We start from the raw sequence: 13,714 nt of genomic DNA, 5'->3' as shown, positions 1-13,714 counted from the left end.
GATCGTCATCATGACCGTATTCACAGCCTCCAGCCTCATCGGACGCCTCTGGCGGCGCGCCGCTGCGGCCGGCCTGGGCGTCGCGCTGGCCGCCGCGGGCGCCGCCCCGGCCCATGCCCAGTTGCGCGTCGATATTTCCGGCGTCGGCGCCACCCAGTATCCGATCGCCATCGCCGATTTCGCGGGCGCATCCAGCGCCACCTCGACGCCCGAAGTCATCCGCGCCGACCTGACCCGTTCAGGCCAGTTCCGCCTGATCGGCGCCTCGGGCGCCGGGCTGGACGTCCAGAGCCAGATCGATCACGGCACCTGGCAGGCGCGCGGAGCCGACTACCTCGCCTATGGCACGGTGGCACAAAACGGCAGCCAGTACACGGTCAGCTACCGCTTGGTGGACAACGTCCGCAAGACGGAACTGGACCAGGCGTCCTACAGCGGCACCGAAGCCGAAATGCGCCGCATTGCACACCGGATCGCCGACCGGATCTACGAAAAGATCACCGGCGTGCGCGGTGTGTTCTCGACACGGATCGCCTACGTGTTGCAAACGGACAACGGTTATGAGTTACAAATTGCTGACGCCGACGGCCAGAACCCGCAGGTGATGCTGCGCTCGAAACAGTCCATCATCTCGCCCGCCTGGTCGCCGGACGGCTCGCGGCTCGCCTACGTCAGTTTCGAATCTGGAAAATCCGTGATCTACGTGCAGACGCTGGCGACCGGCCAGCGCCAGCCGATTGCCAACTACAAGGGCAACAACAGCGCGCCCGCCTGGTCGCCGGACGGCCAACGCATGGCGATCGTGCTGTCAAGAGACGGCATTTCCCAGATTTACACCATCAACACGGACGGATCCGATCTGCGCCGGGTCATGCGCTCCCCGCTGATCGACACCGAGCCGCGCTTCACCCCCGATGGCCAATCCCTGGTCTTCACCAGCGACCGGGGGGGCAGCCCGCAGATCTACAAGGTGCCGGCGGGTGGCGGGGACGCCCAGCGCCTCACCTTCTCGGGCAGTTACAATATTTCACCTAGGGTATCGCCGGATGGACAGCAACTGGTGTACGTTACCCGTAGAAATGGTGCCTTCAGGATTGCAAGCCTGGCCTTGAACTCGGGTACCGAGCAGATTCTGACGGACGGTCCGGACGACCAATCCCCCAGCTACGCGCCCAATGGCATGCAAGTGCTCTACAGTTCCATCCAGAACGGTCGCAGCGTGTTGGCGGTGACTTCGATCGACGGGCGCGTGCGCCAGACACTGTCGGTGCTCAACGGCAAGGTCCGCGAGCCGGCCTGGGGCCCTTTCACAGACTGATTTTTTTCGTGTGACTCTTCTTTCTTCTAAAGGACATTAAATGAGCTCGCGCATCACCAGGACCCTGACCATCGCCGCCATCGCCGCCTCGCTGGCCGCCTGCAGCTCCGTGCCGCTGGACCAGAACGGCGCAGCAGGCAACGGCTCCGATTCGGCGTCCGCTGGGCAAATCATGGATCCCTTCAATCCGCAAAGCCCGCTCGCGCAACAACGCTCGGTTTACTTCGATTTTGACAGCTACGCGGTGCCCGAACAGTACCGCAGCGTCGTCGAGATGCATGCCAACTACCTGACCAGCCATCAAGGCCAGAAAGTCCGCGTGGAAGGCAACACCGACGCACGCGGCAGTACCGAATATAATCTGGCCCTGGGCCAGCGCCGTTCGGATGCCGTGGCGCGCATGATGACCCTGCTGGGCGTCAATGCCAACCAGATCGAAGCGATCAGCTTCGGCAAGGAGCGTCCCAAGGCCCTGGGCAACACCGAAGCCGACTACGCCGAAAACCGCCGCGCCGACATCAATTATCAGCACTGATCGTCAGCCAGGCAGCGACAGCGCCGTAGCGGCTCCCGCTACGGCGTTTTTTCATCGCCGGGCCGCTCCAGGATGAAGCCCCCGAGGCATCCCGCGCACAGCGTGGGGGCCCTTTTATTCAGAAGACGGAAGATCCCATGACCGCATCCCATCGCCCGCATACCCTGACCGCCACCCTTCTGCTGGCGCTGACGCTGGCGGCGCCCGCCGCCCAGGCCTTTTCCGACGACGAAGCGCGCCGCGCCATCCTGGAACTGCGCACCCAGATCAAACAGATGAACGAACAGAACCAGCAGGCCCGGCTGCAATTGGCCGACCAGATGGATCTGCTGCATCAGGAGATCGCCACGCTGCGCGGCCGTCTCGAGGAACTGGGCCAGCGCGCATCACCCGGCGGCGGCAACGGCAACGCCCCCAAGGCCCCGCAAAGCGGCGATCCGCAGGAGCAGGCCGTCTATGAAGCCGCCGCGGATCAGTACCGCAATGGCCGCTACAAAGAGGCGGCGGAAGGCTTCGCGGCCTTCATCCAGTCTTATCCGGACAGTTCCCTCACGGGCGACGCCCAGTTCTACCTGGGCAGCAGCCAATACGCCTCCAAAGATTTCAAGGGCTCCATCCAGACCATGCAATCGCTGGTCAAGAACCGCCCCGACGATCCCCGTGCTCCCGACGCCTTGCTGGTCGTGGCGGCCGATCAGATCGAACTCAACGACATGAAAGGCGCCAAGGCCAGCCTGCAGCGCATCATCAAAGACTATCCGAACAGCGCCTCCGCGGAAACGGCCAAGAGCCGGCTGAAACTGCTGTAATGCCGGCCCCGCGCACCGAGCCGCCGCACCATATCCTTCCCCTTCCCGAGGGCGGCCTGCACTACACCCAGGCCGGGACGGGCGCGGGCGCGCCGGTCCTGCTGATCCACGGCTCACTGTGCGACTATCGCTACTGGCGCTGGCAGGTGCCGGCTTTCGCCGAGACGCGCCGCGTGCTTGCCCCCAGCCTGCGCGGCTGCTGGCCCGACACACAGTCCCATCCCCAGGCGGCCTATGCCATCGACGCGCATGCCCGCGATCTGGCACACCTGCTCCGGGCACTGGACGAGCACGACGGCGCTCACGTGATCGGCCATTCGCGCGGCGCCCAGGTGGCGTTGAGCCTGGCCATCGAGGCGCCCGAGCTGTGCCGATCGCTGACGCTGGCCGACCCCGGATTCCGCTTTGCGGACGAGCCGGAAACTCCCGTCTTCTATGCGGATGCCGTGCAACGCCTGCAAGAAGGGGATGCGGAAGGCGCCCTCGAGCAATTCATCGACACGGTGAACGGCGATGAGACCTGGCGCAAGATGGTCGGCTGGTTCAAGGATATGGCCCGCGACAACGCAGTCACCCTGCTGTCGCAGATCCGCGAAGCCAATCTGCCGGTGGCCCCGCAAGATGCGGCCGGCGTGACCTGCCCGGTGTTGCTGATCGGGGGCGCGCAAAGCCCGGCCAAATACGCCACCCGCCAGGACCGGCTGCAGGCCTTGCTGCCCCAGTCGAAGCGTGTGCGCATCGCCCTGGCAGCACACGGAATGAACCTGGCCAATCCGCGCGCTTTCAATCGCGCCGTCCTGGAATTCATCGCGGGGGCCTGACGCGGCAGCGCCGGCACCGGGGCGCCGCGGCATGCGCAAGGCATGTCCGGCCAGCCCCTCCGGCAAGCCGATCAATGCTTCATGTGCTGGGACATATCATGCCCGCCCGCGCCCGGCATGGCTTTGGGCGATTTGACCTCGCACGTGGTGGACACGCCTTCGCCATTGGCGAGCGTGAGTTCCAGGCGCACGGTATCGCCGATCTTCAGGCCGGCGCGAGGCTGCTCCAGCATCAAGTGGTAACTGCCCGGTTTGAACGCCAGATCCTTGCCCGCCGGAATGGCGACCTGGTGAACCATGGCCATTTTGCTCATCCCATCGGACTCGGTGGTTTCATGCAGCATGACCATGCCATAGTCGGGCGAATGGGCGCCCGTCAGCACGGCGTCTTCGGATCCGGCATTGTGCGCCACGAAAAAACCGCCCGACGGCGCGGGCGACGGAATCAGGCGGATCCAGCAACCGGACGCCGTCACGGTGGCGGACGCCTTGGCCGGCGGGGCGGCCGACGCATGGTGCGCGGCATTCTGCCCATGCCCCCAGGCTGCGGTTGCCAGCAGCAGACCGGCCGAGAATCCCAGTGTACGCGTCAAAGCTTTCTTCATTTCACTACCCATGATGTGACCCGCAGATTGCCTGGATGGCCCTGCGGCGGGACCAGCCGGAACGCCGGCCGGCGCGGCCGAAGAGCATCCGTTCGCCTCGGCGGGACCAGTGTACTATGGGCTTTTCGACCCTTCTTTGCGCCATGTCCAAACCGCTCGATTCCGTTTCCGGGGCCGCCGCCCCCGAGGCTCGCATCAGTCTGGATGAATTTCGTGAACTGCTGGACCGGCTGCATCCCTTTGCCGCCGTGCTGGGCATCGAAGCGCTGGAGATCCGGTACGGGCAGGCTACCCTGCGTCTGCCGCCCAATCCCGCGCACCAGCGGTTGGGCGGCATCGTAGCCGGCCCGATGCTGATGGGCCTGGCCGACCTGGCCCTCTACGCCGCCGTGCTCGGCGCCACGGGCGTTGCCGAATCCGTCACGGCCAGCCTGACGATCAATTTCCTGCGCGGCGCGCCGGCCGGCGGGATCATCGCCCAGGCCCGGATCCTGAAAACCGGCCGCATGACGGCCGGCGAAGTGCTGCTGTCGCCCGAAGGCGGCGGTGAGCCGGTCGCCCAGGCCGTCAGCACCTGGTCCGTGCCCCGCAAAGGATGAGCCCGGTCATGACCGGTCCGCAGGGACGGAGCCATGACCGGGCTCATCCGGGGGCCTTGCAAGGCGCAAGGCGAAGAGATGCCGCGATTCGACCGGGCGGCCGCGCGCCCGGGATCGAATCCGCTCAATTCTTGGTCAGCTTGCCGACCACGCCCTCGACGTAGTAATTCATCGCGTTCAGACCTTTGTCGTCCAGCGCGCCCTCGGACAGCACCACCTTGCCCTCGTTGGTCTTGAGCGGCGCGGAGAAGACCTTCAGGGAGCCGTCGGCGATGGCGTCTTCCTTGGCTTTGAGATCCGCCTTGAGCGCCTCGTCGACGGCGGGACCGAAGCCTTCGAGAGCCACCATGCCTTCCTTGAAGCCGCCCCAGACCTGGTCGGATTTCCAGGTGCCGTCCAGCATCGCCTTGGCTTCGCGGGTGAAGTACGGGCCCCAATGATGGGTGACGGCGGCCAACTGGGCCTTGGGCCCGAACTTGTGCATGTCGGAGTGATAGGCGATAGCCCACTTGCCGCGCTCTTCGGCAGCCTGGACGGCGGCGGTCGAATCGGTGTGATGGGTGACGATGTCGGCGCCCTGGTCCAGCAGGGCCAGCGCGGCGTCGCGCTCTTTGCCCGGATCGAACCAGCTATTGACCATGATGACGCGCACGGTGGCATCGGGCTTGACGCTGCGCAGGCCGAGCGTGAAGGCGTTGATGCCCTGAAGGACTTCGGGAATCGGATAGGCGCCGATATAACCAACCACGCCCGTCTGGGTCTTGTGCCCGGCCAGGATGCCGGCCACGTAGCGCGCCTGGTAGAAGCGGGCGTTGGTGGTGGCGACGTTGGGCGCGGTCTTGTAGCCGGTGGAATGCACGAACTTGACGTCCGGGAACTGCTTGGCGACCTTGATGGTCGGATTCATGTAGCCGAAGGACGTGGTGAAGATCAGCTTGTTGCCCTGCTGGGCCAGGTCGCGGATGACGCGCTCGGCATCCGCGCCTTCAGGCACGTCTTCGACGAACTGGGTCTGGATCTTGTCGCCCAACTGCTGCTCCATGTATTTGCGGCCCAGATCCTGCTGCCAGGTCCAGCCCGCCTCGCCGATCGGGCTGACGTAGACGAAGCCGATCTTCAGGGGTTCCTGCGCGGCGGCGGGGCCGGCGGCCCACAGGCACGCCGTGGCGGTGGCGGCGGCCGCCAGGGTTTGACGAATCAGGCGAGTTTTCATGGAAGATTCTCCGTGGAAGACAATCAATGATTGGGATTGAACACGCGCCCCAGGGATGCGGGCATGTTGATGCGGATCCAGTTCACGTTGCGCGAAATCAGGACCAGCACCAGGATGGTGGCCAGGTAGGGCAGCATGGAAAGCAACTGCGAGGCAATCGGCACGCCCAGCGCCTGCATGTGGAAAGTCAGGATGGTGATGCCGCCAAACAGATACGCGCCGATCAGCACCCGCAATGGGCGCCAGGTGGCGAACGGCGTCAGTGCCAGCGCGATCCAGCCGCGGCCCGCGACCATGTTCTCGACCCACATCGGCGTGTAGACCAGCGACATGAAAGCGCCGGCCAGGCCGCAGCAGGCGCCACCGAACAGCAAAGCCACCAGGCGGATCCGGCGCACGGAATAGCCCAGGGCATGCGCGGATTCGGGGGATTCGCCCACGGCGCGCAGGACCAGGCCGGCGCGCGTGCGGTACAGGAACCAGGTCAGTGCAACGGCCAGCGCCAGGGCGCCATAGACAAGCGGATGATGCCGGAACAGGGCCGGGCCGACGAAGGGCAAATCGGCCAGCCCCGGCACGGACCAGGACGCGGCCTGGATCGTGGCGCCGACATAGGGCAGTCCGATGGAGGCGGACAGACCGACGCCAAACAGCGACAGGGCCAGGCCGCAGGCAACCTGATTGGCCCCCAGCCAGACCACCAGCCAGGCGAACAGGCCGGCCATCAAGGCGCCGGCGCCGGCGCCGGCCAGGAAGCCGATCCCGGTGCTGCCGGTTTGCACGGTCACGGCAAAGCCCAACGCCGCCGCCACCAGCATCATGCCTTCGGAACCCAGGTTGATGACGCCGGATTTTTCATTGATGAGCAGACCCAGGGCCGCCAGCATCAGCGGGGTGCCGGCGTTCATGGCCGCAGCGATCAGGGGAGCCAGTACATCCATGGTATCAGCGCCTCCAGCGCAGGCGTTGGTGGATCAGGACATCGCACGCCAGCAGCGAAAACAGCAGGATGCCCTGGAAGATGCCGGTGATGGCGCTGGGCATGCCCATGCGCGTCTGGGACAGCTCGCCGCCGATGTAGAACAGCGCCATGATGAAGCTGGCGAAAATGACGCCGAGAGGATGCAGGCGCCCCACAAAGGCCACGATGATGGCGGCAAAGCCATAGCCCGGCGAAACCGACGGCGTGATCTGGCCGATCGGCCCCATGATCTCACAGGCGCCCGCCACGCCGGCCAGCGCGCCGGAGCCCAGCATGCATCCCCACAATGCGCGGCGCGAGGAAAACCCGGCATAGCGCGCCGCCAGGGGCGCCAGGCCACCCACCGTCAGGCGATAGCCGGCGAACAGGCGGGCCAGCAGGAGCCAGGCCGCCAAGGCCGCCGCCAGCGCCAGCGCCAGGCCCAGATGCAGGCGCGTTCCGGGCCACATCGGCAGCAGGAAACCGTCGTCGAACAGGCGCGACTGGGGAAAGCCGAAGCCGTCGGGATCGCGCATCACGCCATGCACCAGATAGCTCAGGAGCAGCTCCGCCACGTACACCAGCATCAGCGAGACCAGGATTTCATTGGCATGAAAGCTGTCACGCAGCCAGGCCACCACGGCAGCCCAGGCCGCCCCGCCCAGGGCGCCGGCCAGCAGCGCCAGCGCGATCATCAGCGGCCCGCCGCCGCCCGTCCCGTCGTCGAACCACAGGATGAGCGCGCCGGACGTGATCGCTCCGACGACCAACTGGCCCTCGGCCCCGATGTTGAAGATATTGGCGCGGAAGCACAGCGCCAGGCCGACCGCGCACAACAGCAGCGGCGCCATCTTGACGCCGACCTCGGACCAGCCGTGCAGGCTGGCGAGCGGCTCGAAGAAGAACACGGCCAGGCCATCCAGAGGCGACTTGCCCACGGCCAGGAACATGAATACGCCGCACAGCGCCGTCAGGGCCACGGCCATCAAGGGCGACAGCCAGACCATCCGGCGCGAGGGCTCGGCGCGGGGAACGAGCTCAAGCATGGGCGACCTCTGCGGCGGCGTGAACGGCGATTGGCTCCCCGGCCTCGGCACCGGGCCACAGGCCGCTCATCCACTGGCCGATCTGTTCGCGCGTGGCCTGCGCGCGGGTGACGGGCGGCGACAGGCGGCCCTTGGCCAGCACGACCAGGCGGTCGGACAACTCGAACAATTCGTCGAGTTCCTCGGAAATCAGCAAAATGGCGCAGCCCGCATCGCGCAGCGCGAGAAGCTCGCCGCGGATCTGGGCCGCCGCGCCGACATCCACGCCCCAGGTGGGCTGGGCGATGATCAGCAGCCTGGGCTGCCGGACGACCTCGCGCCCGACGATGTATTTCTGCAGATTGCCCCCCGACAGGCTGCCGGCCAGGGCCTGGGGGCCGGGCGCCTTGACGCGGAAGCGCTCGATGATGTCGGCCGTGATGCGGCGCACGGCGGCATTGCGGATCCAGCCGTGCCGCACCGTATCCGGCCCCTGGTGCGAGAGCAAGAGATTGCGCGCCAGCGTCAGTTCAGGCACGGCGCCGCGCCCCAGGCGTTCTTCGGGCACGAAGGCCATGCCCCGCGTCCGCCGCCAGGCCGAGGAGCGCCGGCCCACCGGCTGCCCGTCGAACAGAATGCTGTCCGGCGCCGCGCGCGTATCCTCGCCCGAGAGCGCGCCCATCAATTCCTGCTGGCCGTTACCGGACACCCCCGCCACGCCCAGGATTTCACCGGCATGCAAGTCGAAATCAATGCCGTCCAGCGCAGTGGCAAAAGGGTGCGCGGGCGGCAGCGCCAGACGGCGCGCCTGGAACAGCACCGGCCCGGCGGCGCGCGCCTGGTGCTCATGCACCGGGAGGTCGGCGCCGATCATCAAGCGCGACAGGCCCGCTTCGGTTTCCTGGCGCGGATCGCAGATCCCGGTCACCCGGCCCGCGCGCATCACCGTGCAGCGATGGCACAGGGCGCGGATTTCATCGAGCTTGTGGCTGATGTACAGGATACTGCATCCTTCGGCCGCCAACTGGCGCAGCACATCGAACAAGCGCAGCACGGCCTGCGGTGTGAGCACCGAGGTCGGCTCATCGAGGATCAGCAAGCGCGGCTTGCCCAACAGGGCGCGCACGATCTCCACGCGCTGGCGCTCTCCCACCGAGAGGGTATGGACATGGCGGCGCGGCTCGACATCGAGACCATATTGCGCCGCCGTGGCGGCGATGCGCGTTTCGAGGACCCGCATGTCGGTGTCCGGCGCCAGGCCCAGCGCGATGTTTTCCGCCACCGTCAGCGTATCGAACAAGGAAAAATGCTGGAACACCATGCCCAGCCCCAACGCCCTCGCCGCCGCCGGGTTGGCGATCTTCACTTCCCGGCCGTCCCAGTGCACCGTGCCCTCATCGGGGCGGACCACACCGTAGATGATCTTCATCAGGGTGGATTTACCGGCGCCGTTCTCGCCAAGAATGGCGTGGATCTCGCCTGGTTCGACGGTCAGGTCGATGGCATCATTCGCCCGGACCGCCGGATAGGATTTGCTGATATTTCGTAAGGCCAGACGCGGGGTCATGCAAGCATCCTGTTCGTATCATTCGTGAAACACCCGGGATGCGAAAAATTCTACTCAGGATACGCAAGGCGACCTAAAGGGGATAAACCCCTAGCCTGACCAAACAAGCGCAATCCGCCACCGCCGCCGCCATAGGGGCAGCGGGCGGATGGCACCGGAACATCATTCGATATGAATAGTCGATATTATTGCATGATGATGGCGCGGCATGCGCAGCCCGCGCAACCGGTCTTTCACGCTTCAAAAGCCATGCGGCCCGCGAACCACAGGAACAACAGGCCGACCAGGCCGCTGCCCGCGCGCGACAGCCCCTGGCGCCGCCGGAACGCCGACGCCAGCCGCGAGCCGCCGAAAATCAGGGCGGACAGATACAGCAGGCTGCAGGTCTGCAGGATCACCGCCAGGATGCAGAAGGACAGCGCCGGATGGGCATACGCCGGATCGACGAACTGCACGAAGAACGACAGCAAGAACAGAATGGCCTTGGGATTGAGCAGGCTGAGCAGCAGCGCCTTGCGGAAAGGGCTGCCCGGCCCGCCGGAAATCGTGTGCGTCTGGGCCGGCCCCGGCCGCCAGGCGGACATCAGCAAGCGGATGCCCAGGTACGTCAGGTAGACCGCGCCGGCGGCCTTCAGAACGATGAACAGCATGGGCAGCACCCGCAGCACCGACGCCGCGCCGGCCGCCGTCAGCGCCATAAGGGTGGCATCGCCGACGAAGACGCCCAGCACGGCCTGATAGCCCGCGCGCACGCCGCGCCCGGCGCCGATGGCCAGCACGAACAAAGAGTTGGGACCGGGCAGCAGGATGATGAACACCACGCCGGCCAGGTAGGTCCACACGTCGAGAACGCCGTATTGCGCCAGCATGGAAAATCCCTTGATCAGAACGGACAAGGGATCCCCCGGTCCGGAGGATCCCTTGTCATTTTATCCCGGTCCGGCACGCGGCCGGCCCGTCACCGTGCCGTTCAGGCGACGGCTTTTTCCTCGGTGGCGACCGAGCTGCGGATCAGGTGATCGAAGGCGCTCAGGGCCGCCTTGGCGCCTTCGCCCGCTGCGATGATGATCTGCTTGTACGGAACCGTGGTCGCATCGCCCGCCGCGAACACGCCGGGAACGGAGGTCTGGCCGCGGGCATCGACCACGATCTCGCCGTGCTTGCTGAGCTCGACCGTGCCCTTGAGCCACTCGGTATTGGGCACCAGACCGATCTGGATGAACACGCCTTCCAGGTCGACGCGATGCTCGGCGCCGCCGTTCGCGCGGTCCTTGTAGCTCAGGCCGACCACACGCTTGCCGTCGCCGTGGATCTCGGTCGTCTGGGCCGACGTGATGATGCTCACATTGGCCAGACTGCGCAGCTTGCGCTGCAGCACGTCGTCGGCCCGCAGCACGTCGCCGAATTCGATCAGCGTGACGTGGCCCACAATGCCGGCCAGATCGATGGCCGCCTCGACGCCGGAGTTGCCGCCGCCGATGACCGCCACGCGCTTGCCCTTGAACAGCGGACCGTCGCAGTGTGGGCAATACGCCACCCCGCGATTGCGGTATTCGTCTTCGCCCGGCACATTGATCTGGCGCCAGCGCGCGCCCGTGGACAGGACGACGGTCTTGGCCTTCAGGACCGCGCCGCTGGCCAGTTCGACCTGGATGGATTGGCCCGGAACCAGGCGGCTGGCCCGCTGCAGGTTCATGATGTCGACCTCGTAGGCCTTGACGTGCTGCTCCAGCGCGACGCCGAACTTGGGCCCTTCGGTTTCCAGAACGGAGATGTAGTTCTCGATCGCCATGGTATCGAGCACCTGGCCACCGAAACGCTCGGCCACCACACCGGTGCGGATGCCCTTGCGCGCCGCGTACACGGCCGCCGCGGCGCCCGCCGGGCCGCCGCCGACCACCAGCACGTCGAACTCTTCACGGGCGTTCAAGGCCTCGACCTTGGCCTCGTCATTGCCGGCATCCAGCAAAGCCAGGAGCTCTTCGACCCCCGCCCGGCCCTGATGGAACAGCTCGCCGTTCAGGAACACGGCGGGCACGGACAGGATCTCGCGCTTCTGCACTTCGTCCTGGAACAACGCCCCGTCGATCGCCACATGGCGGATGCGCGGGTTGATGACCGACATCGCATTCAGCGCCTGGACCACGTCCGGGCAGTTCTGGCACGACAGCGAGAAATACGTTTCGAATTCGTAGTCGCCCGGCAGCATGCGTATCTGCTCGACCACCTCATCGTCCAGCTTGGGAGGGTGGCCGCCGACCTGCAGCAAGGCCAGCACCAGCGAAGTGAACTCATGCCCCAGCGGTATGCCGGCAAAACGCACCGACACGTCGGTGCCGGCGCGGGCGATTTCAAATGACGGCACCCGCGCCCCGGGGGCGCCGGCCGTCAGGGTAATCTTGTCGGACAGGCTGGCGATGTCTTCCAGAAAGGCCCGCAGCTCCTGCGACTGGGCGCCGTCGTCCAGCGACGCTCGCAGTTCGACGGGCAGCGTGACGCGTTCGAGATAGGTTCCCAGTTGTCCTTTGAGGTTTGCATCCAGCATCGTCTTCACCTTTTCTTCAAATACAGGGCCCCCGGGCGCGCCGGGTCGGCGCCGCCTGTGACTCGTTCAGTGGGGGGAAACTGCCCGCCGCCGCGCAGGGCGGGCGGCGGGTTCGGGTTCCGGCGGCGCCGGAGAAGGCCGGCTTAGATCTTGCCGACCAGGTCCAGCGAGGGGGTCAGCGTCTTGGCGCCTTCTTCCCACTTGGCGGGGCAGACTTCGCCCGGGTGGGCGGCGATGTACTGGGCGGCCTTGACCTTGCGCAGCAGTTCGGACGCGTCGCGGCCGATGCCATTGTCATGGATTTCCAGGACCTTGATTTCGCCGGCGGGATTCACCACGAAGGTGCCGCGCAGCGCGATGCCTTCTTCTTCGATCAGCACGTCGAAGTTGCGCGACAGCGCATGGGTGGGGTCGCCGATCATCGGGTAGTTGACCTTCTTGATGGCGTCGGAGGTATCGTGCCAGGCCTTGTGGGCGAAGTGCGTGTCGGTGGACACGGAATAGACTTCCACGCCCAGCTTCTGGAATTCGGCATAGTGCTCGGCCAGGTCTTCAAGCTCGGTGGGGCACACGAACGTGAAGTCGGCGGGGTAAAACACGAAGACGGACCACTTGCCCGCGACGGTCTGCTCGGTCACCTCGACGAACTTGCCGTTGTGATAGGCCGTGGCTTTGAAGGGCTTGATGGTGGTGTTGATCAGGGACATGAAAAAAGCTCCTTGTTCAGAGGTTCAGTGAAAGAGCCACGAGGGCGACGAAGACCAGTGTAGGCGAGCCCATATGATAAGTAAAATTGATTGTTTAAATAGAGTCGATTGTGTTTAGCTATCAACCAGCAGGCCTGCGTGCTGGAACACAATGGAGACCCTTTTTTTCATGCTTATTTTGCATGGAAATGAATGCAAAATACACATGCAGTCCGGGCATGATGCGTGAATGCCGGAATATTTGACGTAATCTATTGATACGAAAGATATTCCAACCCTTGGCAATCCAGGGATGCCCCCTGTGCAAGAACTTGCCCGTCAGCGAACAGGATTGAGCTTCAGCGGCAAGCGCCCCGCGCCGGTACGCCCGGCCGCGCCTGGCCATGGCATCGTGGAGAGCACGCGGCGCCCCCTTGCCTTTTCAGGCGAACCGGCATCGCAGGTCAGGCATCCAGCAGCGCCTGATAGTGCTGGCGCGCCCGCAGGTACAGCTCCAGGGGAAAGCGGACCGGCACGCCCTCCAGGGCGGCGGCCAGCATGGCCAGATGGCCTTCGAATCCGGCGCAAGCCTTGGCGACGTCTTCATCCGCGGGCAGGCGCACCGACAGCGTCAGCCGCGTGCCGCCCGCCTGCGCCGCCAGCTCCCATCGAATGGGCCGTTCGGGCTGTTGGCCGCTGCTCCAGGAGTACTCCAGGATCCGCTGCGGCTCCAGCGCCATGACGGTGCTGTCGATCACGATGCCGCTGTCGACGAAGTCAATGCGCACCGCACCGCCCCGCCGCAGCTCGATCGTGCCGGGCGCCAGCCATTGGGCCAGATGCCGGGGCTCCGTCAGCATGGCCCAGACCGCGGCCGGATCCTGCGCATAGCACCGCTCGAGCCGGCCCTCGAAACCCCGCTCCCGCCGCTGGATCGTACCGGGGTGAAAATCATCGTCGCTCATCTGGAAACCTCTTTGACTGACCCGGGCCGGATTCTCCGCACCCCACCGGGTGGCAGGCCGTCCGC

Annotated in this window: 14 protein-coding genes; 5 read left to right on the top strand and 9 right to left on the bottom strand. The window is 65.8% G+C overall.

Going from position 1 to position 13,714, the window contains the following annotated elements:
• The first annotated feature begins 10 nt into the window (after nucleotides 1–10).
• The 4 genes from tolB (at nucleotide 11) to ABRZ00_RS07355 (ending at nucleotide 3,483) form a co-directional block, all read left to right on the top strand.
• Nucleotides 11–1,318 carry a Tol-Pal system beta propeller repeat protein TolB gene (gene tolB, locus ABRZ00_RS07370; RefSeq protein ID WP_368642457.1) on the top strand — a complete coding sequence of 436 codons (1,308 nt, stop codon included), beginning with the start codon at nucleotides 11–13 and terminating at the stop codon, nucleotides 1,316–1,318.
• A gap of 40 nt (nucleotides 1,319–1,358) precedes the next feature.
• Nucleotides 1,359–1,853 (top strand): peptidoglycan-associated lipoprotein Pal, encoded by a 495-nt coding sequence (gene pal / locus ABRZ00_RS07365; RefSeq protein ID WP_343835991.1) that lies wholly within the window; start codon nucleotides 1,359–1,361, stop codon nucleotides 1,851–1,853.
• 137 nt (nucleotides 1,854–1,990) lie between these two features.
• Nucleotides 1,991–2,662, top strand: coding sequence for a tol-pal system protein YbgF (gene ybgF / locus ABRZ00_RS07360; protein WP_368642458.1), 672 nt, complete (start codon nucleotides 1,991–1,993; stop codon nucleotides 2,660–2,662).
• Nucleotides 2,662–3,483 carry an alpha/beta fold hydrolase gene (locus ABRZ00_RS07355; RefSeq protein ID WP_368642459.1) on the top strand — a complete coding sequence of 274 codons (822 nt, stop codon included), beginning with the start codon at nucleotides 2,662–2,664 and terminating at the stop codon, nucleotides 3,481–3,483. Before ybgF ends, ABRZ00_RS07355 begins: the two co-directional genes overlap by 1 nt.
• A gap of 71 nt (nucleotides 3,484–3,554) precedes the next feature.
• On the opposite strand, the gene ABRZ00_RS07350 is transcribed toward ABRZ00_RS07355, so the two are convergent.
• Entirely contained in the window at nucleotides 3,555–4,088 is a 534-nt protein-coding gene (locus tag ABRZ00_RS07350; protein WP_368642460.1) for a copper chaperone PCu(A)C, read from the bottom strand.
• Nucleotides 4,089–4,231: 143 nt separating this feature from the next.
• Between ABRZ00_RS07350 and ABRZ00_RS07345 the strand changes: the two genes are divergently transcribed.
• A complete protein-coding gene (locus ABRZ00_RS07345) occupies nucleotides 4,232–4,687 on the top strand; it encodes a PaaI family thioesterase (RefSeq protein ID WP_368639658.1) in 456 nt (151 codons plus the stop codon).
• Nucleotides 4,688–4,811: 124 nt separating this feature from the next.
• On the opposite strand, the gene ABRZ00_RS07340 is transcribed toward ABRZ00_RS07345, so the two are convergent.
• The 8 genes from ABRZ00_RS07340 to ABRZ00_RS07305 all read right to left on the bottom strand — a co-directional run bounded on the left by ABRZ00_RS07340 (nucleotide 4,812) and on the right by ABRZ00_RS07305 (nucleotide 13,649).
• Nucleotides 4,812–5,900 (bottom strand): BMP family ABC transporter substrate-binding protein, encoded by a 1,089-nt coding sequence (locus ABRZ00_RS07340; RefSeq protein WP_368642461.1) that lies wholly within the window; start codon nucleotides 5,898–5,900, stop codon nucleotides 4,812–4,814.
• A 23-nt stretch (nucleotides 5,901–5,923) separates the two neighbouring features.
• Complete coding sequence (locus ABRZ00_RS07335; RefSeq protein ID WP_343835999.1) at nucleotides 5,924–6,841, bottom strand: ABC transporter permease; 918 nt, start codon at nucleotides 6,839–6,841, stop codon at nucleotides 5,924–5,926.
• A gap of 4 nt (nucleotides 6,842–6,845) precedes the next feature.
• On the bottom strand, nucleotides 6,846–7,907 hold the full coding sequence (locus ABRZ00_RS07330) for an ABC transporter permease (protein WP_368642462.1): 1,062 nt from the start codon (nucleotides 7,905–7,907) through the stop codon (nucleotides 6,846–6,848).
• Nucleotides 7,900–9,453 (bottom strand): ABC transporter ATP-binding protein, encoded by a 1,554-nt coding sequence (locus ABRZ00_RS07325; protein WP_368642463.1) that lies wholly within the window; start codon nucleotides 9,451–9,453, stop codon nucleotides 7,900–7,902. The genes ABRZ00_RS07330 and ABRZ00_RS07325 overlap by 8 nt, the downstream gene beginning before the upstream one ends.
• Nucleotides 9,454–9,686: 233 nt before the next feature.
• On the bottom strand, nucleotides 9,687–10,322 hold the full coding sequence (gene leuE / locus ABRZ00_RS07320; RefSeq protein WP_368642775.1) for a leucine efflux protein LeuE: 636 nt from the start codon (nucleotides 10,320–10,322) through the stop codon (nucleotides 9,687–9,689).
• 101 nt (nucleotides 10,323–10,423) lie between these two features.
• The gene (ahpF, locus tag ABRZ00_RS07315) at nucleotides 10,424–11,998 is read right to left on the bottom strand and encodes an alkyl hydroperoxide reductase subunit F (RefSeq protein ID WP_368642464.1); all 1,575 of its coding nucleotides are present in this window, start codon (nucleotides 11,996–11,998) and stop codon (nucleotides 10,424–10,426) included.
• Nucleotides 11,999–12,141: 143 nt separating this feature from the next.
• Nucleotides 12,142–12,705, bottom strand: a complete 564-nt coding sequence (gene ahpC, locus ABRZ00_RS07310) for an alkyl hydroperoxide reductase subunit C (RefSeq protein ID WP_343836004.1) — start codon at nucleotides 12,703–12,705, stop codon at nucleotides 12,142–12,144.
• 443 nt (nucleotides 12,706–13,148) lie between these two features.
• On the bottom strand, nucleotides 13,149–13,649 hold the full coding sequence (locus tag ABRZ00_RS07305) for an SRPBCC family protein (protein WP_368642465.1): 501 nt from the start codon (nucleotides 13,647–13,649) through the stop codon (nucleotides 13,149–13,151).
• Between the last annotated feature and the right edge of the window lie 65 nt (nucleotides 13,650–13,714).

This window comes from Castellaniella ginsengisoli (assembly GCF_040955415.1).
GTDB classification, from domain to species: Bacteria; Pseudomonadota; Gammaproteobacteria; order Burkholderiales; family Burkholderiaceae_B; genus Castellaniella; species Castellaniella ginsengisoli.
Note: the sequence above shows the minus strand (reverse complement) of the source record. Positions and strands in the feature narration are given on the sequence as shown.